Origin of the sequence: Bifidobacterium sp. ESL0682 (genome assembly GCF_029392815.1) — a bacterium.
In the GTDB taxonomy this organism is placed as follows: Bacteria; Actinomycetota; Actinomycetes; order Actinomycetales; family Bifidobacteriaceae; genus Bifidobacterium.
Window position 1 is genome coordinate 478,711 of the sequence record NZ_CP113942.1, and the last position, 21,910, is coordinate 500,620.

Sequence of the window (21,910 nt, forward strand, 5' to 3'; positions counted from 1 at the left end):
CCGTTTCGGATTTGAGGATTAAACTCAAGCGATATCGTTCAAATCCGGCGTGTGAATCATGAATGTCCCGCTACTGTTGCAAAGGCAAGGTAGCGGGACATTTGTTTTTCCAAGGCTTATGACCGGCGAAACTATTATTTGACCGGTGAACTATTGCTGCCGAGTGGCTAGGGCAGCGTCGATGGCTGGGTCGTGCAACTGGGCGAGCCAGTTCAACAACTCAGGATAAGTGTTGGGGTTGCGGGCCAAGCATGGGCGCAATTCGGGAGCATACTGGGCGATGCTGGCAATGGTCATCTGGTCCGTGTTCGGGTCCAGCGCTTGCTCGGCCGTGTATCCATAGGCATTGGTGGCCACGGGGATCTGTTGTACGTAAGTAGGTTGCGCTTGCTGGCTATTGGATTGCGACGCATCTGGGGCAACAGAATCAAAATAGGCGGATACATTAGTGACGGGGTGGATGGTCATCATTTGCGGATTCTGTTCGTCTGGTTCGCAGAAGTCTTGTTGATTCGCGATATGGGAGATCGAACTGTTCTGTTGCGTCTGCATGTCGGCGTAGTGAGAAGTCGCGGAAGCCTGGGGCTCGCTTTGAGGCTGTGCTTCACGCGGTGAAACGGCTTGGTCGGGCACCTCAAAACCCATGGATTTGAGTGTTTCGCGGGCGCGGTCGTCACCGAACTGGGCAATCCAGCGCCTCAGGCCGGGATATGCTCGGGGATTCGCGGCGACATTAGCTCCGAACTCCGGGTTTTCGTAGGCGACTTTCGCCAGCATGACCGGGTCTGCGTTGGAATCCTGAACTATGGAGACGGCGGTGTCGTAATCAACCATGTTGAGTTCGCTCCTTTTTAAAAAATGAATCCAACGGACTTCATCGTTTTTCTGTTTCAGCAGACCAATGCTGCTGCTTCTGGCTTTAATTATAAAGGCGAATCATCGCAATGTCATGCAAAAGACGTATTTATGGCTGGCATCGAGAAATTTATACAGTATGGAGACTGTCGAGGGTGACATCGCCGAGGGTTTCCAGTTCTTCTTCGTCGTCGAGCCTGCTCGCATGCCACGGATTCGGCCCGTCGGCAATGGAATTCGAGTTGACATCGACCACGATGACGGTGATGTTGTCATCGCCGCCTGCGTTAAGCGCCGCCGTGATTAGGGCATCGACCGCTTGCTGCGGCTCGGGGTTTGCATGGCAAATGGCGCCGATACTGGCATCGTCGAGCTCTGCGTACAGTCCGTCGGAACAGATGACGAACCGACCTTGCGGCACGACGGCGTAGAAATCGGGCTTGATGCCTTGTGGTGCGCCGATGCATTGGGTGATGATGTTGCGGGGAATGGTGGCGTTGGCCATTTCCGGAGGCATGAGTCCCAAGTCGATGGCCTGTTGGCGTTGGGAATGGTCTTTGGTGATGTGGCTGATTGAGCTGGCGATGGGTGCGCCTTGCCGGTCGCAATCGAAATGGTAGGTGCGTGAGTCTCCGACATTGATGACGTACCAGAGCGGGGTTTGTTCTATTCCGTCTTGTTCTGAGCTGTCTCTGGACGGGCATGACGGGAGAATGATGCCGGTGGCCGTGGTGCCGGCCACGCCGCCGAGATTACGCCCCAAATTGTAGACGTCGTGCTGTGCCGCATTCAAGGTGGATTCAATGGCTTTGCGGGTGCGAACGGACTCGTTGGCCAGTGCTTTGAAACGTTCAATGGCCAGCGCGCTCGCGCGTTCGCCGCCTACACCGCCGCCCATGCCGTCGCAGACCACGTAGATGCCATTCGAAGCGAAGCAGTTGTCTTGGTTGTTGTGGCGGCGTTTGCCGATGTCGCTGCCGGCGGCCACGCGGATATGTGAATGACCTGTCATGAGCGACCTTTCCGAACGGTTGGCTTATGGATGAATTGACCTACGGTTGCCAGTATAGACGCGCGTTTTGTCGAATTCTCTGTCTGGCTTGGTTTGTCGCTTCCATCGCGTCCGGTTGCTGCTTGCTGGGTGTGATTGAAGATGGGATGTGGCATGTGGAACATGCCTTTGAGAGAAAGTTTGGTACGCAGTCGGCGCAGGCGTGGCTGGGCGGCAAGTATGGTTTTGCGCACCGCCTTGACGCGCTTCCAATAATCATCGGTGGCCTTACCGGTGTTTTCTGGTGACTTTCCGGAGAAAGCGACCCAATCGGCCTCGCGACATAGCTGCTGCAACTGCTGGTTAATGTTGGAATTGGCAGCGGTGGTGGAGGTAAGTTCATGGGTGTTGCCATTGTCTCTGACGATTACCTTTTCATGGCGACGAGATTGCTTGCGGCCGTCTTTGGTATCAGTCTGGAATGTTGTGACGGATTCCGTATCCAGCTGTTTATTCTGAAGCGCCTTGCCGATTTGCATAGCCTGATCGCGTCGGGTGCCGCTGGTCTTGATGCCGCTTTGTTCGGCAAGCATGTCAATGGCGCGCCACCCGGAGACGATGCGTTGCCTTGATGTTCCGCGTCTGGACATGGCGGCCAGCTGGATTGCCTTGATCAGGAGAATCAGCCCGCAGATGATGAGGATGATCCACAGCGGGCTACCATAGACGGCCACTTTGCCTGCTATTTCAAGGATTTTCGCCAGCATCGCGTTGCCGTTGTGGTCGCCGGCATCAGTGCCGTCGAGCGATGACTGGTCGCGAGCCTGGTTCTTGTCGCGTAGCGGGTCGACCAGCGGCACAGGCGGCTGGCGCACCAGCGTCTTCGGATTGGGCGGAGTGAGGTCTTGGTTCTTGTTGGGAATCTTCGTTTCCTTGGGCGTGGGGTAGAAGGCGACCCACCCATAGCCTTTGAGATTGATTTCGACCCAGGCTTCGATGTCGTTGCCAGTGAAATCGGTCCGCGTCACACCGTCTTTGCCTTGTTTGGTTCGCGCCTTGGAGATATTGCCATCCTTGTCTTTGGGTACGAAGCCGAGCACCACGCGGGAGGGCAGGCCGAGTTCGCGGGCCATCATGGCCATTGCCGAGGCATACTGCTCGCTGTCGCCCACCATGGCAGAGCCACCAAGCATGGAATCAATGCGGAAGTTGCCGTGGCCGGGCAGAGACGGGTAGTCGCCTGCCAGACCGTGCGAGAACCAGCCTTTGGTTTTCAGCGCCGTGGCCAGTGTGGCGGCAGTGGCACCGTCGGTGGACTGTTTGCCGGTGAGGGCTGGGGCGAGTTTGCCGGCGCTGTCGGGGATGTCCTTGGCTTTGGGCTGGATGACCTGTTGGGCGTGTGCGTGTGCGATTTCCTGTTGGCTGGGGACGGGAGTGATAGTGCCTGATTCGGTGTAGGTCGCGCCGGCGAGGGTGCTGTTGGGCACGATGGCGGAGTGGGTACCGGTGTTGTAGTAAAGATCGGTGTCGCTCAGATTGATTGATGAGGCATCGCCTGCCAATGGCAGCCATTGTTCCGAGAAGCCCTGGTGCAGTTTGAAGGTGGCCGTGAATTTCCGACCGTCCTGGCTCGCCGGAATGCTGCTGCCGATTTTGCGGTAATCGGAGGAGCTGGAAGCGTCCGAGGAATCGGAAAGGTTCCAGACATTGCCGTCGAAACGGTCCATCACGGCCAGACGCAAGGGCGTGCCGGCGGGCAGGCCGCTCACGGTAATCAGCGTGTCTTTCTTGTGGTATTTGACGTAGGAACGCATCTGGCTCAACGGGCTCGTGTATTGGTGCGGGTCGAGCGGGGGATTGTAGCGGTCACGCAACGTCAGGCGGTGCTGGGGAACAATGAGAGTCGCTCCGAAAGCGAGGCCCACAGTGAGTACGAGGATGATGATGACACTGGCTAATCGTTGCCAATCGAGCGATTGCCAGCGCCAGGAAAGCCAGATGACCAGCACTAGCATGGCGAGGATGCCGCAGGCCGGACGGGTCGTGCCATGGTCGGTGCCCAGCAGAGCGCTGGCGGCCAGGTTGAGTGCCAGTGGGAAAACGGTGATGAGGTTGATTTTGTTGCTCGACGAGATGGCGAATATTCCGGCAAGGAATGCCGTCCACAGATTGAGCGTCCACAAGGCCATCAGACTGCCATGGGCCGTACCGAGCGGCGGAATAACGGCGATGACGTATTTGAAGGAGCCGAAGGTCTGGGTGAAGCCTTGGCTCAATGTCTGCAATGTCGGCACGATATGGGTGATGGTCGTCTCGTTGAGCGCAATAATCGGTCCGACGATGAACTGGGCGAGGGCTAGGAATACGATCTGCCACCACAGTTTCAGGGCCGGAGCCATGCCAGCGAGGGCGATGAGTACGCCGATGAGCGCCGCCGGTATGGCGGCCATACCCCAGACGAGCGGACTGCCGTAGACGTCGATGAGATTGGCGGAATTGAGGGTGATAACGATCAGGGTGAGCAAGGCGCCGATACTTGCGGCGGTCTTCGAGCGGCGTGCGGAGACGAATATCTGGCGTCGACCAGCACCTGCGGATGTCACGGCGATGGGCGAGCGGGTGGTGTGTTGGCCCAAGAGCCGGCGGTGTTCGTTGAAACCGATGAGGTCGGCGAAGCTGAGTTTGTGGAAGCGTTGAAGGCAGAGGCAGTTTGATTGACGGAATCGACAGAATCGGAGGCAATACCGGCAGCAGGTTGCTTAGCAGAATCGCTCATATTGCCGCGGAAACGTTGTGGAAGTGCGTTGCTCATTTCAGCGCCTCCATGATCAGCGGCAGTTCGTCCAAATCGGAGAGCGTGGCCAGGGTGAAGTCGTCATATTGGTGGATGGCACTGCCCGCTATCGGGTCGATTTGCAGCATGATGCAGATGGATTCTTGGCTCATTGCTGACGCGATGCGGCGCAGGCGTTTGAGTGTTGCACCGGAACCGACGATGAAGAAATAGAACGAGGCGTTGGAACTGGTAGTCAGGGTGGCGGCAGCCAGATTGGGATTTTCGTCCATGTCAGGCCTGACAGCGCTCATCCAATCAAGGAAGGAAGTGGGGTCGTGCGCAATGAGCGAATCGGACGAGGCTTGAATAGTGAGCGGACGGTCTTCGATCAGGCATTCGATGCCGATGGAGGCGGCGATGCTGACGGCCAGTTCGAATTCGTCTTCCGTCACATAGTCGGCGGGATTCACACCCAAGGTGATGGAGGTGTCGGTGCGTTTGGTGGCCTCGTATTGCCGAACCATCAAGGAGCCGGTTTTGGCCGAAGAGAGCCAATGGACGTTGCGCATGTCATCGCCGGGCCGATATTCGCGCAGGCCGTAAAAATCGAGGTCATCGTCGACCACTTGGCCGGACGGATTGCCTTCCAGATCACGGAAAATGCCGGAATCGAGCGTGTTGAGCGCAACGGTTTTCGGATGGATGAACACCTCGATGGAATCGGAAAGCGACTGTTCGTGCCGAACAATGCCGAAGGGGTCGCCCTTGCTGATGTTCAACGGGCCTACCGGCAAGACTGCACGCGAGGTGGTGCGGAACTCGACCTGTTCGGTCTTTGACTTGCCGCCAGCCAGTGCGGGGATACGGAACCGTTGGTGAGTCTCGCCCATTGGCAGGTCGCCGCGCACGCCCACTGTCTGGCTTTTGCCGGGGTTGGAAATGTTGACATCGACCCGGACCATGTCGCCCACGGTAATGCGGTTGTCTGAAACCGACAAGTCGGCATGGAATTTTGTGTTGCCTAATGACATGACTATGCCGGACAGCAGCAGGGCCAATGCGATGACACCGCACATCAGCAGCTCATGCCATCCCAATATCGGGAAAGCAATCAGGCACACTGCGCCCATGCCGATCACGGACCAGCCCAACGGCGAAACATATGCGGTGAACCATCCGGGAAGCTTTTTGCCTGTTTGCGTCAAGAAACGGCGCGCTTTCAGCAGCAGACGGGCAAGGCTGTGCCGAGGCCTGGCATTCGTTGCTGCTGGGGCCTTCGGCTGCTGTTGCTGATGTGTGGAGAAATGCATGGTACGGCTTTCAGGCTCCGATATTCGGAGCGGGGACGGATTCGACGATTTCGGCGACAATCTGTTCGGACGTCTCGCCCTTGAACGCGGTTTCGGCGTTGAGGATGATGCGGTGGGCAAGCACCGGCACGGCGAGGTCGCGCACATCGTCGGGGATGACATAGTCGCGGCCGTCGGCGGCGGCCCAGATACGCGAGCAGCGGGTTAGCGCCAGCGCACCGCGCATGGAGGAACCGACGCGCAGCTTTTCACTGAGCCTTGTCGCCTCGATGAGACGCTCGATGTATTCGAGAATGCGTTCGTCGACATGCACCTTGCTGGCGGTTTTTCGCAGCCTGATGATGTCTTCGCCGCTCAGGACAGGGAGACGGTTTCGGCGCGGTCGGTGATATCGATGTCCTTCAGGATGTTGATGGCCACGTCGTGGCCTGGCGCGCCTATGGAGGTCTTGATGAGGAAGCGGTCCATCTGGGCTTCGGGCAGCTTGTAGGTGCCGAGCTGTTCCAACGGGTTCTGCGTGGCGATGACGATGAAGGGCTGCGGCATGGCGTAGGTCTTGCCGTCAACGGTGGTTTTCTGTTCCTCCATGACCTCCAAGAGCGCGGATTGCGTCTTCGGCGAGGCGCGGTTGATCTCGTCGGCCAGGACGATGGAGGCGAAGATCGGGCCGGGACGGAATTCAAATTCGCCGGATCTCTGGTCGTAGAAGGTCACGCCGACCACATCGCTGGGCAGAAGGTCAGGGGTGAACTGGATACGCTTGAACGAGGTGGCGATGGAATTGGCCAGGCCTCGCGCCAGCTGGGTCTTGCCGGTGCCGGGGTTGTCTTCCAAAAGCACATGTCCGCCGACCATCAGGGCTGTGACGCACAGTTTGATGGGTTCTGGTTTGCCGACGACGACCTTGCCGATGTTGTCGACCAGTGCGTCGAAAGCTCGTTTGAAGTCGAGTATGGAATTATCCGGCGGTTCGATGATAGAGCTTGGAATGGCACTACCGCTAACGGGGTTGTTGTCGACAATGTTCTTATCGACGGTGCTGGTGTGATTGGCTCTGGTGTCGGCAATGCTGCCGTCAACCGTATTGTCATAAGCGATGTCGGCGCGCTTGACGTGGTTTATGGGCGGTTTCGGCAGTGTGGAGAACAAAGTGTCGTCATCGGTCTTGTCGGTCTTGTCGTTGCCGTTCGGCGCGAGCCCCGAAAGGTGCGTGGCATCCGAGAGCCTTGTCTCGTCGTCGGATGGATCGCTGTTCTGTATGCTCATAGGTTCTCCTTCATGAGGTAATGGGCCGATTGATGATTATTGGTGTACTGATTGCGCATAACGCTTTTTCTGCAACGTCGGAAAATGCTCGATAAGACTTTCGGCCTCAACCTGACTCGGCGTATCCAGATCGCCTGGCATGCCGGGTACGCTCGCCGAGCTCGGAACGGGAGATGTGCTGGGATCACTGGGCGTAGCCGTTTTGGCTTGCCGTATTCCTTCGACCCTGGTGCCGGTTTTCTCGTCGTTGTACTGCGTGTCCGAACCTGCGTCGGCAATGATTGCCTCGATTTTCCAAGAGAAGTCGTTGTTGTCGTAATCGTCGTCGCCGAGCGCCGTGACATCGCACGCGGCTGCCTGCCCGGGCTGCCAGCCGGTGCAGGGAGCGTCCTTGCCGTCGACGCTGATAGTCAGGCTGGCGGTGACATGGCCGTTGTAAGTATCGACGTTTCCGCCGGTCACGTTGATCTTATGACGGTCGCCCGGCACCCATTGCATCTTCAGGTCGGAGGAAATGTTGGCTTTCTTCTTATAAATATCGTTCGACTGTGCAGTGGCGCTCGGTCCGGAGCTGCCGTTGAGCAGCTGGGACACGCTCACGTCGGCACAGGTGCTCCAAGGGCTGGCGGTGGCATATTGCACGGAGGTGTTGCTGGTTTGTGCCCCGTTGTTGACGGAGAAACCGTCGTATTCGCCTTTGCCGACGATGTTCACGCGGCACTGGTCATTGTTTCTGGAGATGCCGATGGACGGTGCTTGAACGGAATAACCGGGAGTCGCTTCGGCGCTCGCCGCCGGAGTGGGGCGTGCCGCGCGTTTGGGATTGACGACCACCGAGATTCTTTGCCTGGTGTTGTATTGCCTTTTCTCGACGTGCACCGTGTCGCTCAGGCTGTTGCAGGTGATGTTCGGCGAGAAGTCGCCGCTCACGTCGATGCTTCCGCAGCCGGCGTTGCGCATGTTGCCGAGCGTGACATTGATGCTCATCGTGTCGCCTCCGGCATTCTGGCGCATGGATACCATCGGCTGATCAGGGTCGCCCCAAGCAGGATTGCCGCCGGTGGAGGCCTCATAGCTCAGCGGGCCGTCACCCGCACGGTTGTGGGCGCGAACGGTGGCACTGAAAACGGCGCCGTCGGTGATTTCGCCGTTGCCGAGGTTGAAGGTCTGGCTCAGACCGCTTGTGTGTTTGACTTTGCCGTTCATTGTCACGGTGTAGTCATCGGGCTTGGTACCGGTATAGCCTGGTGCATCCCAGCTGACGGTGACCTGTTGATAACCGCCGGTGACTCTGACACCGCTGGGGGCGTCGGGTACTTTGTCGGGCATGCCTTCCACAGTGTTCGACGGCTTCGACCAGCCGGCCTCGTTTCTGGCTCGCACGCTGAAACGATAGGCTTTGCCATTCGTCAGACCGTTGATGTTGCAGGTGGTGACAGCGCCGCACGATTTGTTTTGGCCGCCCCAGTCCACCACGTATTCGCTGATGGGGCTGCCGTTGGCCGAGCCCGGAGTCCAGCTCAGGTTGACGGCTCCGTCGGCGGGCTGGCCGGCGACCGGGGAGAGCAACGGCGGGGCGGGTTTGTCGATTACCGAGACGGTGATGGTGGTGCTGACCTCGCGTTCTTTGGTATGTGTGGCGTCCTGCACATTGACGACGACCGTGTTGGAGGAAGCGCCGATGTCGGCGGCCGCACGGATGACGATGGTGCCCTTGGCCCCGCAGTCGACCTTGAGTTTTGCAGTGTCGTCGGCCTGGCAACTCACCACGTTCAGCGGTGTGCCCGGGAACGGGTTGAACGCGCCGGAGAGGATGTTGACGGTGGTGGAGTCGCCGGCGTTCATGCGCCTGCTGACTCCGGAGATCTGGGCGAGTGGGCGTGTGGACTGCACGACCTGTGCCGTCAGTCCTGCGGAAACGGTGCCGTTCGAGTACTTGATGGTGATGGGGATGCTCGAGATCGACCCCACGGTTGCATCGGCAGGGGATTTGATGGTGAGTTTGCCGCCGCTGGTCAGGTGCGATTCGATCGAGCCGGAGGCTTCGCCGCCGGAGTAGCTGTAGTTCTTCTCGTCCTCGTCCAAGCCGCTGGGTGCGTGGGTCAGGGCCTTCAAGTCAACGGTCTTGGCTTCCTCGCCGGCCGCGACGCTGATGGTGGAGGAGGAGAAGGTCGGCGGCGGCACGTTGCGGCCGATGACGGTGATGGGCAGGGTGAGCACGGAGGAATTGATGATCTTGGCCTGCTTGGAACCGTTCTTGTCCTTGCTGTTGGCATCGTGTTTGCCGTCATAAACCGTGAAAGTGATGGAGGCCGGGCCGGCGTAGTCTTTCGGGGCGGTGAACTTCAGGGTCTGGTCGTTGACGTAATAATCTGAGTTCGCGCTCTTGGTGGCGCTGATCGAATCTTTGTCGACATAAGGGGTTTTGCCGGGGCCGACGCGCACGTAATCGGCGAGATCGATGTTGACGCTGCGTTTCGCATTGACCTTGATGGGCGGGGCCTTGGGGCGTAGTGTCGGCGGGAAGACGCCATATTGCGGTACCTGCACGAAGGCCGTAGAGGTGATGTGATAGGTGGTGTTCGTCACCGTGTAGGGTACGCTGCGGGCTTCGTCCGTCAGATCGATGGTCACCGTGGTGGACTTGTCGCCGCCCTTGACTCGTGCATGGTCGGCTGCGGTCGGGTCGATGCCCACTTTGAGTTCGTCGGTAGTGCCGGAAGGATTTGCAATCCATTGGGAGAGGTCGACGTCGATGGATTTCTTGTCGAGCGTCGCGGAAGAGGGTACGCGGTAATCGTAGGCGGTCGGCGGCTCGATGGGGGCGTTCGGGTCGGTGATTACGGTCAGTGTGGCGGTGTCAGAAAGCCCTGCCTTGTCTTTGACGGTATAGACGATATATGACGTTCCTGCCTGCGACGGGGTCTTGAAGGAGATCATGTTGTCGGCGACGCTGGCCTCGTCGATGCCTTGCACTTGCAGGTTCTTGTCGATACTCAGGTCGGTGTTGTCGCCGGAGATGTCGTTCTGGGTCACCGGCACGTTGGCCGCCGTGTTGGGCCGCAATGTCACCTGATCGTCTCGTGCGTACACGCCGGAGTCGGAAGTGCCTTTGTAGACGCCCATGCGGATCTGGGCCTGGGCGCGCTGGCCGGTCCAATCCTCCACCGCGTAGGAGAAGGCGTCGGTGCCTGACGAATCGCTGTAGGCCTCGTAGACCATGTAGTTCGCGCCGACTTCGTCAATGCGGCCCATCTTCGGCGAATTGTCGCCCAAGCCAAGCAAAGTGTCGTCGTCTCCGTCCGCGTCGATGCCCGTCAGAGTGATGGGAATGCGCACTTTCTGTCCGGCGGCCACCTGCGCTTGCGTGTCCTGTGGGGTGGGGGCCGGCTTGTTGTTGGCGTCCTTGGTGTGCACGGTGATGGTGATGGTGTCGGAGGCCGCATTGCCGAGGTTGTCGCGCACCGTGTAGGTCACCGGATAGACGCCGGGGGTGTTCGAAGCCTGATAACGCACTTCGTCGCTCGAGACGAAGACGAGTCCTTTGAAGGTCTTTTTGTTGTATTGCAGGGCGTTCTGCAGTTTCACGGTGGTGCCGTCGGCATGGGAGACATGGTCAAGCACATCGACGCTGACGATGCCGCCCGTACGCACGTTGGCGGTGACATTGGCGGCCTTCGGTGCCGCGTTGGCAGTGGTCAGGGCCGGCGGTTGCAAGACTATCGTGCCACGGGTCGAACCTGCCGAATTGGCCACTGTGTAGGTGAGTTTCACCGGTTTGGTGGGAATCTGGCGGGCGGTGATATACACACGTTTGTGGGCCACTAGCCCGGTCTTGATTCCCAGTTTCGGGTCGACGCTGACTGAAGTCACCGAAAGCACACCGCCCAACGGGTCAGTGTCGTTGTTCAGCGGCTCAACGATGGCGGTGCGGTCGGCCCCCAGAAGCGCCACGTCATTGGCCGCCACCGGTTTTGCCGATTCTCCGGTCACCGGCTGCACTTCCAAGCGCGCAAGTCCCTGTGCCTCGACGCTGCCTTGGCTGATGGTATAGGGAACGTAATATGTGCCGGGGTTGCTGGCCTTGAACGTGAAGGAAAGGTCTGCGGCATTGGTTGAGGTGGTGGAACCGGTCGGGGTGTTGACGGAGGAAAGCACGTGCGGCTGGGCGCTGGTGCCATGCACGTATTGTTTGAGTTCCACAGTGGTGGAGGTGTCGGGTGTGGTGTTCTTCGTCACCGCGTCGATCAGTGCCGGCAGTGTGTTCGCCGGGCGTACGGAGAAATAGATGAGTCCGTTGCCGGTGTGCATGCCGTCGGAGACGGTGACCTCTACAGCCACGCGGCCGCCAGTCAGGGAACCAGTATTGAAAACGAGCTGGCCGTCGGCGCGGGTGGAGACGGCGACCTGGTTGTTGTTCTGGGCGACAGCCGACACAAGAGTCATCGGGTCGCCTTCCGGATCGGTGAAACTGCCCAAGGCGTTGACGGTGAACGTGGCTCCCTGCTCCACCTCGTATTCGGGAGGAGTGTCGCTCTGGGCCGGAGACTGGTTCGCAGTGTCATCGGTGATGTTGAGATTGACCGTCGCGGCGCTGGTCTGCCCGCGTCCGTCATTGATTTCGTAGGTAAAGGTCGCCTTGCCGGCGGTGGCGCCCGTGGTGTCCAGCTGCAGATAACGGCCGGAATAGATCGGCGAGACCGTGATGCCGTTGGCTGAAACAGGACCGACTTTGGTGATGTGCAGTACGGAGCAGTCCGTCTGTTCGTCGTTGCGCAGCACGTCGAGGATCTGCTGGCTGCCCACGCGCGCCCCGAAGGTGTCGTCTTGTGCCTTGATGGCGCCGGACTTTGTGGAACATGTGGGTTTGAACTGGGTTTGGTTGTTGGCGGAATCGGAATTCTTCTGCTGGTCGGCGGTCTTTTTGACCTCGATTTGGCGCCATTGGATTTTGATGACCTTGTTGGACTGGTCAGGATTCCAGATATTGCCATTGGTCACGTCGTTCAGGACGACGAGCCGGTGGTTGGTGCGGAAGACGAGTTGCGAAGTGGGGGAGATAGATTGCAGGCTTTTCCATTGCGCTTTGGTGTTGTCGCCTTTGTCTTGGTTCGCGTTGGCGTCGCCGTCGGCGGAGCATAGGCGGATATAGTTGTGCGCCTGCTGCGACCAGGCCGTGTAGACGCAGCCCTTGGAAGAGACGGGTTGGGCAGGGTCTGCCGTGCCTTTGTTCATGAACGCGGAGACTTTGTTTCCGTGCTTGAAATCAACGGTGAAAACGCCGTTGCTTGCGCTCGCTGCCGCCCAATCGCCCTGAGCGTCGTCGGTGGCTGGAGCCTGGAGCGTTATCGGCCCGAGCGAATCGATCTGCGCGCTGCCGCCCTGCCACATAATGCTCTGTTTGGTTGCGATAACCGGCCGGTCGCCGATAACGGTGAAGCTGTCGGCGTTGACCTCTTTGCCGTTGGTGATGGACTTCAGCGTCTTCACCCCGCTGTGTCCGTTGTCCATTTTCAACACCGTTCCATCGGCAGGCCGATATCCGTAGACAGCGCCGTTTCGGTCGACGGCCAGGAGCCCGTGCGCCCCGAGCTGCATCTGCGGGCTGGAGGTCTTGGGTGCTATGGCGTCGAGATTGCCGGAATCTCCGGCCCATACATTGCCTGTCTTGCGGTTCAAAAAGGCAGTGGTGTTCCCGCCCATGAACGTGGAAGTGGAGCTTTTGACCTCGCTTTTGCCGTGAATGCCAAGGGTCGAGGCGACGATGCCCTGCGCCTTCGCGCCGTCGGAGAGGACGACATTGTCGTCGTGTTGGTTGACGTCGAAGGTCGGGGTAGTAGGGGCGATGGCCCCGTTGGCCTGCTGCAGCTTGACGTTGAACCGTGCGGCCTTGCGGTCTTTCAGAGAAGTGACCCAAACGGTGCCGTCGTCAAGATGAACGTTGGTGCGGGTCAGGGCGTTGATGATGATGGCCCCAGCGACGATGCCCAGCAGCAGGAGCAGAACGAGCACGGGGGTGAGCCAGCGGCGGTTCGTCTGCGAATTCAGGCGTCTCAGGGCAAGACGGAATCTGCGCTCGTCTTGTGGTTTGCCCGATGCCTTCATCAACTGTTTCCTGCTTTCCTGATTGATGTTGATGTATTGTCGCCAATAACCTGAAATGAGATTGTTGGCGGGCCTACTATGTCTATTTGCATTACTCTATTGTTTACTGTTCGGTTACGGCACATGCCATCGTGGGAGTAGCGGACATGCGTCCATCGGCCCTTACGGTGCTCACCTGAATGCAGGTCTGTGGCTTCTCGCTTGTGGCGTTGAGCGTGACTTTGGTGTCGTGGACTATTGTCGTTTGCGAGCCTGGTGCCGCGCTCCCGTTCTGAATTTCCGCCCAGGCGTAGCTGTCGCCGGCTTTCGGCTGGGGGTTGGTCCAGGTGAAGGTCACCGTCTGGCCGTCGGACGTGCCGTTAAGGTTGGCGACCTGGGGCACAGCGGCTCCTGCGTCTTCGGCAGTAACGTCATCCTGTTGGCTGTCTTGCTGATTGCCACCGTCCTTCTTGCCGTTCTTGATGTTCGGCGACTGGTGCGAAGGTGGCGTTTGCATGGTGTCGATATGCGTGTGTTGCGCTGATGTACTGCTATCCATACGCGGCATCACGGCGAAAACGAATAGCGCGGCAATGACGGCCACTGCGGCCAATGCCGACAAAACGATAATCAGCGGCTTTTTGGACCGTTTCGTTTTCAGCGTGCTCGGCGTCGTGTTGCGATGACTTTTGCTCCGCGATTGAGGCTGCGAATGATGTACCGGAAACTCCGAGCAATCCTCGGCCACCAGCGGGGTCATGTTGAAGCCGCAATCCTGCTGTGCCTCCTGCAAGGCCCGTCCGAACTGCAACGCGGAAAGGTAGCGGGCATCCGGGTCTTTGTTCATGGCCTTCAAAAGAACGCGTTCGACCTCTTTGGGAACATCGGGCAAAGCGTTCTTGGGCAGCTGGTCAGAAACGATGTACTGGGCCAGTTCGTTCTGCGTGCGCGGCTGGAAGGCGTATTCGAACGGCGATTTGCCTGCCATCAGGCCATAGAGCGTGGCCGCGAGCGAATAGATGTCGGCGGTTTCGGCGCCGCCTCCCTTGCCGGTGAGCACTTCCGGCGGCGCCCAAGGCACCGAAAAACCGGTACGAGATTTCGACTCGTAGATGCTCGTGGAGATGCCAAAGTCCGAAAGCGCGGGCTGGTTGGCGGAGGTGATGAGGATGTTGGCCGGCTTGATGTCTCGGTGGATGATGCCGTGGCGGTGTGCGGTCTGCAAGGCACCGGCGAGCTTGACGCCCAGATCGAGCGTTTCCGCGACCCCCAGCCTGCGGCTATGCATGATTTCCTTGTAGGAGCCATGTGGCGCGTATTCAAGGATGAGGTAAGGCAGGTGTGTCTGTTCGGTCAATCCAGAACCATAGATCGAGACGATATAGGGATGCGCCGAAAGCTGGGCCATGATCGTGGCCTCTTTGCTGAACGCCTTGTCGAAACTGAGGTCCTGCCGCGATTTGCCTACTTTGACGGCGACCTCGCGGTTGAGATTGCGCTGGCGATAAAGGTACACGTCGGCCGTGGAACCGGAACCAAGTTCGCGGACGAAATCGCAATCCGGTATCGTCGGTGCCATCGTGACCTCCTTTCCGCGTGTTTCCTTTCGGGACCAATCGCCATACATTTTATCTGTCTTCATCCACCTTGTCGGGTTTGCGCTGGCTTGTCAAGAGTAGCCCGGGAATCTTGAAATAAATTCAAGAAATCTTGAGAGTCTATGGAGATGGGGCGAATGCGTTCGGTTGGCTAACGGGTCTAGACTGGGACGGTGCAATTGGGAGAATATCAGGGCAGTAAAGGTGACATGATGGCAGAAGGCAGTGAAAACAAGCCGATTCAGACGACGATGGTGCATCGGCGCAGGCCGGAGATACTGGCTCCGGCGGGCAACCTTCGCAGCTTGAAGACCGCCATCGATTTCGGCGCGGATGCCGTCTACTGCGGCGGCAAGGAATTCGGCATGCGTTCGGCGCCGAAGAACCTCTCGATGGAAGATCTGAAAGCCGGTGCGGAATATGCGCACGAGCATGGGGCGCGCGTCTACGTGACCTGCAACGTTCTGCCCCATAACAACGAAGTCGAGGACATCAAGACCTACATCGCCCACCTAGCCCAGACCGGCATCGATGCGCTGATTGTCACCGATATCGGCGTAATGATGGCCGCGCATTGGATTGCCCCACAGCTCGAGCTGCACGTTTCCACCCAGGCCGGTGTCACCAATTATTTGGCCGCCAACGCGCTCTACGAACTGGGCGCTCGCCGCGTGGTTCTCGCCCGTGAACTTGACCTGCAGGCTATTCGCGATATTCGCGCAAACATTCCGGAAGACATGGATATCGAGTGCTTCGTGCATGGCTCGATGTGCATGGCCTTCTCCGGCCGCTGCCTCATCTCCAACTACATGAACGGGCGCGACGCCAATCATGGCGAATGCTCGCAGCCCTGCCGCTGGAAATACCACGTCGTCGAGGAAAAGCGCCCCGGCCAGTTCTTCCCGGTCGAGGAAAACGACGAAGGCACGTTCCTCTTCAACTCGCAGGACATGTGCATGCTCGATCACCTGGACGACATGATCGACGCCGGTGCCACCAGCCTCAAGATCGAGGGCCGCGCCAAAAGTGCCTATTACGTCGCAGCCATGGCCAACGCCTACAAGTGCGCGGTCAATGAGTATATGGTGCAGCGCGGCTTCGAGGACCAGGACGGCAACACGCTCAAGCCGTTCCATGACATGGTGCGCCGTTCCGACGTCGTGCGCGTGACCAAGGCTGTCAGCCAGCTCGAATCCAGCGGTTCCATCGGATTCCACGGCGTGCAAAGCGCCGGTGCCGAGGCCGCCGCCAAGACGACGATTTCCGCAGCCGTGCCGGCTTTGGTCGGCGAGGAAGCCACGAAAGCGCAAGGTTACGCCGAACCCAAGCACGTCGAACTGCCGCAATGGCTCAAAGACGAACCCTACAAGGTCTCACATCGCGACTATTCCACAGGTTTCTACTATCCGGAGCACAAGGCCGGACAGAACACCGACCGCGGCGGCTATTTCCGCGACTGGCTCGTGGTCGGTGAGGCCATTTCCTACGACGAGACGACGCAACGCCTCACACTGATGAGCCGCAACAAGATCGAGCCCGGTCAGCTGATCGAATTCCTGATTCCCGGGCACGAGCCGATCGACTATACGGTCGCCGTTGGCGGAATGGAAGATGCCGACGGGCAGCCTGTCGAGGAAATCAACAATCCAGCGCATGTTTTCTCGATGCCGTTGCCGTTCGCAGTGCCTGAAAACTCGATGATTCGCTCGCATGCCTTGCAACGCACGCTCAAGGCTGAATGACGAGGTGAGTGCGGCCCGCTAGAGTTGAAGGCATGAGTGATTCCATGAACGAAACCGCCGGAAACGAACAGTACGACGATGCGATTCTCGACAGCAACGCCATCGCGCCCACCGATGCGGAAGGCAACCCCATCCCTGTCACCATTCCCGTCGACCTGGCGCCCGGCGTCAAGGTGGTCTACACCACGCGCCTCGGCGGCGTGAGCGCCGGCGATTGGGGAGACCTGAATCTCGGCGGCAAATCGGGTGACAATCCGGCTGCAGTGCGGGCGAACCGCATGGCGCTTACAAAGGCCGTGGGGGCGCCGCTGTCGTTGTTAGCACAGGTTCATTCCGGCCGTGCCGTCGATGTTGACGAGATGTTCGAAACCAACGCGCCGTATGGCTGCGACCGTTCCGGCACGATTATTGAAGCCGGCAATGAAGATGGGCCGGAGGCGTATCCAAGGCTTGAGGCCGATGCCGAAGTCACTGCGCAACAAGGCGTGGCGCTGGGCATGTTCGCCGCCGACTGCTTGCCGGTGCTTCTGGCCGACCCGCAGGCCAGTGTCATCGCGGCGGCGCATTGCGGGCGCAAGGGCCTGCAATGTGGGGTCATTGGTGCCACAGTCGATCTGATGACGGCCAAAGGCGCGAAGCCCGAACGCATCGTGGCTACGCTCGGCCCCTGCATCTGCGGCGATTGCTACGAGGTGGGCGACGAGATCGCCGACGAGTTCGACGCGCAATTCCCCGGCACCTTCACTCTGACCCGTTTCGGCGGCCCCGGTATCGACATCGCCAAAGCCGCGCTGCAGGAGCTAGACAAGGCCGGTATTCCGCGCGACAATGTCATCAGCTCGATCCCGCGTGTTTCCGCCGCGACGCAATATCTCGACCAGGACGCCGAACTTGCCGCACTGTGTGCCTCAGACGGCGAGGGCAGCCCCGAGTTGGAGGAACGCATCGGCGAGGTGCGTCACAGCCTGTGCACGCTGGAAAACCCGCTCTGGTATTCGCATCGCCGTGCTTCCTTGGCCGAAAAGCAGCACGAAGGTCGCATGCTCGCTCTGATTGTGCGCGAATAGGCCGGTCGTTCGACGGAATGATTGCGAGCATCTGCACAGCCAATGACATGAGGTGATCAGCAATATCATCGGCCATTGGCTGTGCTTCTTTCCTGCTTGCGAGTTCGCGCACCGCTCGCGCTAGACTGGACACCATGGAACACTTGAACGTCGTCATCTCAGGTTTCGACCCCTACGAAGGGGTGGAACACAACCCCTCGCACGTGGTGCCACAGGCGCTCGCCGCCGATGGGCTGGGCGGAGAAGCCGGTTTCGAGAGCGACGATCCTCTGCGTGATGTCGACATCTCCATCAATGCCGTTGATCTGCTGGTGAGCTACAAAGAGGCATGGCCCCAGCTCAAGGAGACTCTGGAAGCCACGCACCCCGACATCGTCATCGCCACAGGGCTCAAAACCGCGGCCCGCGGCATCCTGCTGGAACGTTGCGCCAACAACATCATCGATACCGCCAAGCCCGAAGCCAAAGATGAAGCGCTGGGCATGCGGGCGGACGCCCCTGAAGAGCCGTTGCTCCAGCCCATCGCTTCCAACGGTCCAGCCGCTTTCTGGACGAGGCTGCCATTGCGCTCGATTCTGAATGATTTCGCCTCGGAGGGCATCGCGTCGGCGCTGAGCTCGGACGCGGGCACGTTCGTCTGCAATTCTCTTTTCTACAACCTTATGAAATGGACGGCTTCCCAGCACAAAGTGCTCTCGGGATTCGTCAGCCTGCCGGTCATCAACGAAGAACCGCATTCCCAGCACGGTCTGCCGTTGAATCAGCAGATCGAGGCTTGCCGTGTGGTGGTGCGTCAGACGGCGCGATATTTCCTGGAACCCACCTCGTCGAGTATTCTCATCGCTTGATTTTTACTGCGTGAATCGCAACGATTTCGACAGATTCGGCGTCGGCGTATGCGATTGCTCAGCGCCGTTTCATTGTTTCGCGTGGTGTCTGTGAGGATTAGACGAATGTTACGGGATGACTTCGGCAAATACACTACAATGAAATGACTGATATATGCTTTCAATAACTGCGGCATGGGTCGCAAAGCGGAGGGAATTACGATGGCGGATCGCTTTCTGACAGAGTTGCGTGGATACAACAAGGAGCAGGTGGACCAGAAGTTGGCCGAACTGCAGCAGACATTGGACGGTTTGCGCGCCCAGGTCGCTTCGAGTGATCAGACCATTCTCCAGTTGCGTGCGCAGCTTGCCGAAGAGAAGAACAAGGCTTCGAAGGCCTCGAAGGGCAATTCGTTCGCCTCGCTTGGCGCTAACGCCCAGCAGATGCTTGCCAGTGCCGAGCAGACCAGCACCGAGCTGGTCAACCGCGCCAAGCAGGACGCCTCAAGCACTCGCGCCGCTGCGGAACACCAGGCCGAGACGCTGGTCAACAATGCCAAGCTCGACGCGCAGCATATCACCGATGAAGCTAATTCCAAGGCCGCCACGATTCTCGCCAAGGCACAGACCGAGTCCGAATCGATCACCACTTCCGCCAAGCAAGACGCTACCCGTCTGCGCGAGGAGACGGCCAAGAAGGTCACCGAGCAGCGCGACACCATCGAAATCGAGCTGACGAACACTCGCGAGGAACACAACAAGCGTATGGCCAGCGAAAAGGCCAAGCAGGATCGTGAGATCGCCGAACTCAAGGCGCAGACCACCCAGCAGGTTGCTGAGCAGCGCAAAACGGCCAGCGATGAGGTCGCCAAGCTCAAGAGTGACGCCAACGACCAGATTGAGGCTGCGCTGGCTGAGGCCAACAAGAAGCTTGCCAACGTGCGCGAGCAGGTCACCCGCCAGACCACCGAGGCCCAGCGCAAGGCCACGGAAATCATTGACGCCGCGAAGGCGAAGGCTCAGGGCATCACCGATGAGGCCGAGGTGCAGCGCACCAAGACCTTAAGCCAGGTCAACGCTGAGGTCGAGCAGATTCGCACCGATATCTCCGAGCAGCAGGAAGAGGCGACAGGCAAGGTTAACGACCTTTTGAAGCAGCTCGAGCAGAGCCGCGCCGCCGCCAAGAAGGAAACCGACAGCCTGATTGCCAAGGCCAAGGACATCCGCGACGAGGCCGATAACTACACGGTTGCGAAGCGCCAGGAAGCCGACAAGCAGGCCGAGGACATTATTGCCAAGGCCAAGAAGGATGCCGAAGCGCGCGTTGAGGAACGTCGTCAGGCCGCGCAGGGCGAACTCGATGGTTTGCAGAAGCGCATCAAGGACCTTCAGGAGCGCGAGTCGACCATTACTCAGCGTGTCACCGAGCTGCGTTCGATGTTCACCAACGCGTTCTCCGGCTTTGGTTTTGCCGATAACAAGCAAGGCGGCGTGAATGTGCCGGTCGTTAATGCCGTGGCGAACGATCTCGACGATGCCGCCAAGCAGGACGGCGACGGCAAGGGCGAGAACGATGCTGCCGATGCGTCTCAGGAAGCTGCGCAAGGTGATGCCTCAGCTCAGCAGGCTCCGGCCCAGTCTCAGCAAGCTTCTCAGGAAGAGCCGTCTGATGAGTGATATGAAACCGCTGAGCGACGAACGTCTGGAACAGTTGCAGGAGGCTTTCGAAGCGAAGCCCGTCAACACGTTGGCGATGAACGCTGTCACTACCTCCGGCATCAACCCGGTAGCGCACAATTACGACCGCGCCCGCAGGCTTCAGCGCCGTTTCTCGGTGACCGTGGACAACAGCGAAGTCACCAACCAGAATCGTTCCGGGCGTTGCTGGCTCTTTAGCTCGCTGAACGTGGCGCGTTTTGTGGCCAAGAAGAACCTCAATCTCGATCAGTTCGAGTTCTCGCAGAACTATGCGATGTATTTCGACAAGCTCGAGCGCATCAACTACTTCGTGCGCGATGTCGCAGACTTGGTTCGCGCCGGTGAACCTGCCGACTCCCAGCTGATGCAGCATCTGCTTGCTGACGTGATGGGTGACGGCGGCCAGTGGACGATGGCCATGAACGTCTACAAGAAGTACGGCGCCGTGCCCAAGGATTTCTTCCCGGAGACCGCATCTTCCACCAACACCAGCGAGATGAACACACAGCTGCGCCGTCTGCTGCACACGGCCGTGGCGCACATGTACGCCGATCCGTCCGCCATCGACAGCATCGTCGACGAGACCGTCGAAGCCGGTCACCGCATGCTCACCATCCACTTGGGCGAGCCGCCGAAGAGCTTCGACTGGGAATGGACCGACAAGGACGGCAACTTCCACCGCGATGGCGAGACCACGCCGGTCGAGTTCTGGAAGAAGTACGTCGGCAGCGCCGATCTTGAGGATTACGTTTGCCTCGTAGACGACCCGCGCGCCGAGCACGCCAAGGGCAAGAAGATCGGTATCGAGCACTTGGGCAATGTCGTCGGTGGAGACCCGACCGAGTATCTGAACGTTCCCAACCAGTTCATGAAGGACTGCGTGCGCCACATCCTTTCCGAAGAGGGCATGCCGGCTTGGTTCGGTGCGGATTGCCACCCGATGATGGACCGCAACAACGGCGCTTGGGCCACCGACCTTTACGAATACGGCAAGGTCTACGACGTCGATTTCGACATGGACAAGGAAGCGCGCGTGCGTTACGGCGACTCCGCGATGAACCACGCGATGGCGTTCGTCGGTGTCGACGTGGCCGACGACGGCAAGACCACCAACCGCTGGCGCGTGGAGAACTCGTGGGGCTGCAAGGTGGCCGACAAAGGCTACTTCACCATGAGCGACGACTGGTTTAGCGAATACGTCTACGAGGTCGCCGTCCCGAAGTCGATGCTTCCCGCCGAATATCAGGCCGCGCTTAACGAGCCCGCCACGATGCTTCCAGCATGGGATCCGATGGGCGCTCTCGCGTAAGAAAAGCCCTGTGGGCTTTTCGTGCGAGAGCGGCTTGGCCTTGTCTCATGACAAGGCCAAGCAGAATTGAGTGTTCGCGTAAGTGAACTCAATAATTGCAGGGCCCGGAGGGCATTGGCCTAGCAACACCTAGCTTTTAATACGACTGAATCCGTTGTCTCTGTTAAAGAGAGGCAACGGATTCAGTGTAAGAAGAAGGGTGCCGACGATGAGGTTGGTTTATTTGGGTTGTTGGTTCCACCGTCGACACCCTGTTTGAATTCCCGCCCAGCGGTTATTGGGTGTTACCGGACGGGAAGTGTTGTAGGTGGCATAGGCTCGGCCGTCGTTACGGACAGAACCTATGGCCACGGGATTATTCGGGGCGCACAATCGCTCGCCGGCAGT

The 21,910-nt window shown here is 59.1% G+C and carries 12 protein-coding genes and 1 pseudogene; 5 read left to right on the plus strand and 8 right to left on the minus strand.

Annotated elements, in window-relative coordinates; translation table 11 throughout:
• Positions 1 to 150: 150 nt before the first annotated feature.
• From OZX57_RS01955 to OZX57_RS01990, 8 genes and pseudogenes are all read right to left on the minus strand, one after another.
• Positions 151 to 834 carry a hypothetical protein gene (locus tag OZX57_RS01955; RefSeq protein WP_277162507.1) on the minus strand — a complete coding sequence of 228 codons (684 nt, stop codon included), beginning with the start codon at positions 832 to 834 and terminating at the stop codon, positions 151 to 153.
• 151 nt (positions 835 to 985) lie between these two features.
• Positions 986 to 1,867 (minus strand): serine/threonine-protein phosphatase, encoded by an 882-nt coding sequence (locus OZX57_RS01960; protein WP_277162508.1) that lies wholly within the window; start codon positions 1,865 to 1,867, stop codon positions 986 to 988.
• Positions 1,864 to 4,482: a transglutaminaseTgpA domain-containing protein gene (locus OZX57_RS01965; protein ID WP_277162509.1), complete on the minus strand. Its 2,619-nt coding sequence runs from the start codon at positions 4,480 to 4,482 to the stop codon at positions 1,864 to 1,866. Before OZX57_RS01965 ends, OZX57_RS01960 begins: the two co-directional genes overlap by 4 nt.
• Positions 4,446 to 4,658 carry a hypothetical protein gene (locus tag OZX57_RS01970; protein ID WP_277162510.1) on the minus strand — a complete coding sequence of 71 codons (213 nt, stop codon included), beginning with the start codon at positions 4,656 to 4,658 and terminating at the stop codon, positions 4,446 to 4,448. Before OZX57_RS01970 ends, OZX57_RS01965 begins: the two co-directional genes overlap by 37 nt.
• Positions 4,655 to 5,932: a DUF58 domain-containing protein gene (locus OZX57_RS01975; RefSeq protein WP_277162511.1), complete on the minus strand. Its 1,278-nt coding sequence runs from the start codon at positions 5,930 to 5,932 to the stop codon at positions 4,655 to 4,657. Before OZX57_RS01975 ends, OZX57_RS01970 begins: the two co-directional genes overlap by 4 nt.
• A 10-nt stretch (positions 5,933 to 5,942) precedes the next feature.
• Positions 5,943 to 6,928 (minus strand): annotated as a pseudogene (locus tag OZX57_RS01980) (MoxR family ATPase); the annotation flags it as partial.
• A gap of 306 nt (positions 6,929 to 7,234) precedes the next feature.
• Positions 7,235 to 13,303, minus strand: a complete 6,069-nt coding sequence (locus OZX57_RS01985) for an Ig-like domain-containing protein (protein ID WP_277162903.1) — start codon at positions 13,301 to 13,303, stop codon at positions 7,235 to 7,237.
• A gap of 103 nt (positions 13,304 to 13,406) precedes the next feature.
• On the minus strand, positions 13,407 to 14,861 hold the full coding sequence (locus OZX57_RS01990) for a serine/threonine-protein kinase (RefSeq protein WP_277162512.1): 1,455 nt from the start codon (positions 14,859 to 14,861) through the stop codon (positions 13,407 to 13,409).
• A 270-nt stretch (positions 14,862 to 15,131) separates the two neighbouring features.
• On the opposite strand from OZX57_RS01990, the gene OZX57_RS01995 reads away from it, so the two are divergent.
• The 5 genes from OZX57_RS01995 to OZX57_RS02015 all read left to right on the plus strand — a co-directional run bounded on the left by OZX57_RS01995 (position 15,132) and on the right by OZX57_RS02015 (position 21,523).
• On the plus strand, positions 15,132 to 16,622 hold the full coding sequence (locus OZX57_RS01995; protein WP_277162904.1) for a U32 family peptidase: 1,491 nt from the start codon (positions 15,132 to 15,134) through the stop codon (positions 16,620 to 16,622).
• A 44-nt stretch (positions 16,623 to 16,666) separates the two neighbouring features.
• Positions 16,667 to 17,689 carry a polyphenol oxidase family protein gene (locus tag OZX57_RS02000; protein ID WP_277162905.1) on the plus strand — a complete coding sequence of 341 codons (1,023 nt, stop codon included), beginning with the start codon at positions 16,667 to 16,669 and terminating at the stop codon, positions 17,687 to 17,689.
• Positions 17,690 to 17,823: 134 nt separating this feature from the next.
• The gene (locus OZX57_RS02005; RefSeq protein WP_277162513.1) at positions 17,824 to 18,537 is read left to right on the plus strand and encodes a pyroglutamyl-peptidase I; all 714 of its coding nucleotides are present in this window, start codon (positions 17,824 to 17,826) and stop codon (positions 18,535 to 18,537) included.
• Positions 18,538 to 18,738: 201 nt separating this feature from the next.
• The gene (locus OZX57_RS02010; RefSeq protein WP_277162514.1) at positions 18,739 to 20,193 is read left to right on the plus strand and encodes a cell division protein; all 1,455 of its coding nucleotides are present in this window, start codon (positions 18,739 to 18,741) and stop codon (positions 20,191 to 20,193) included.
• A complete protein-coding gene (locus OZX57_RS02015; RefSeq protein ID WP_277162515.1) occupies positions 20,186 to 21,523 on the plus strand; it encodes a C1 family peptidase in 1,338 nt (445 codons plus the stop codon). The genes OZX57_RS02010 and OZX57_RS02015 overlap by 8 nt, the downstream gene beginning before the upstream one ends.
• Positions 21,524 to 21,910 lie beyond the last annotated feature (387 nt).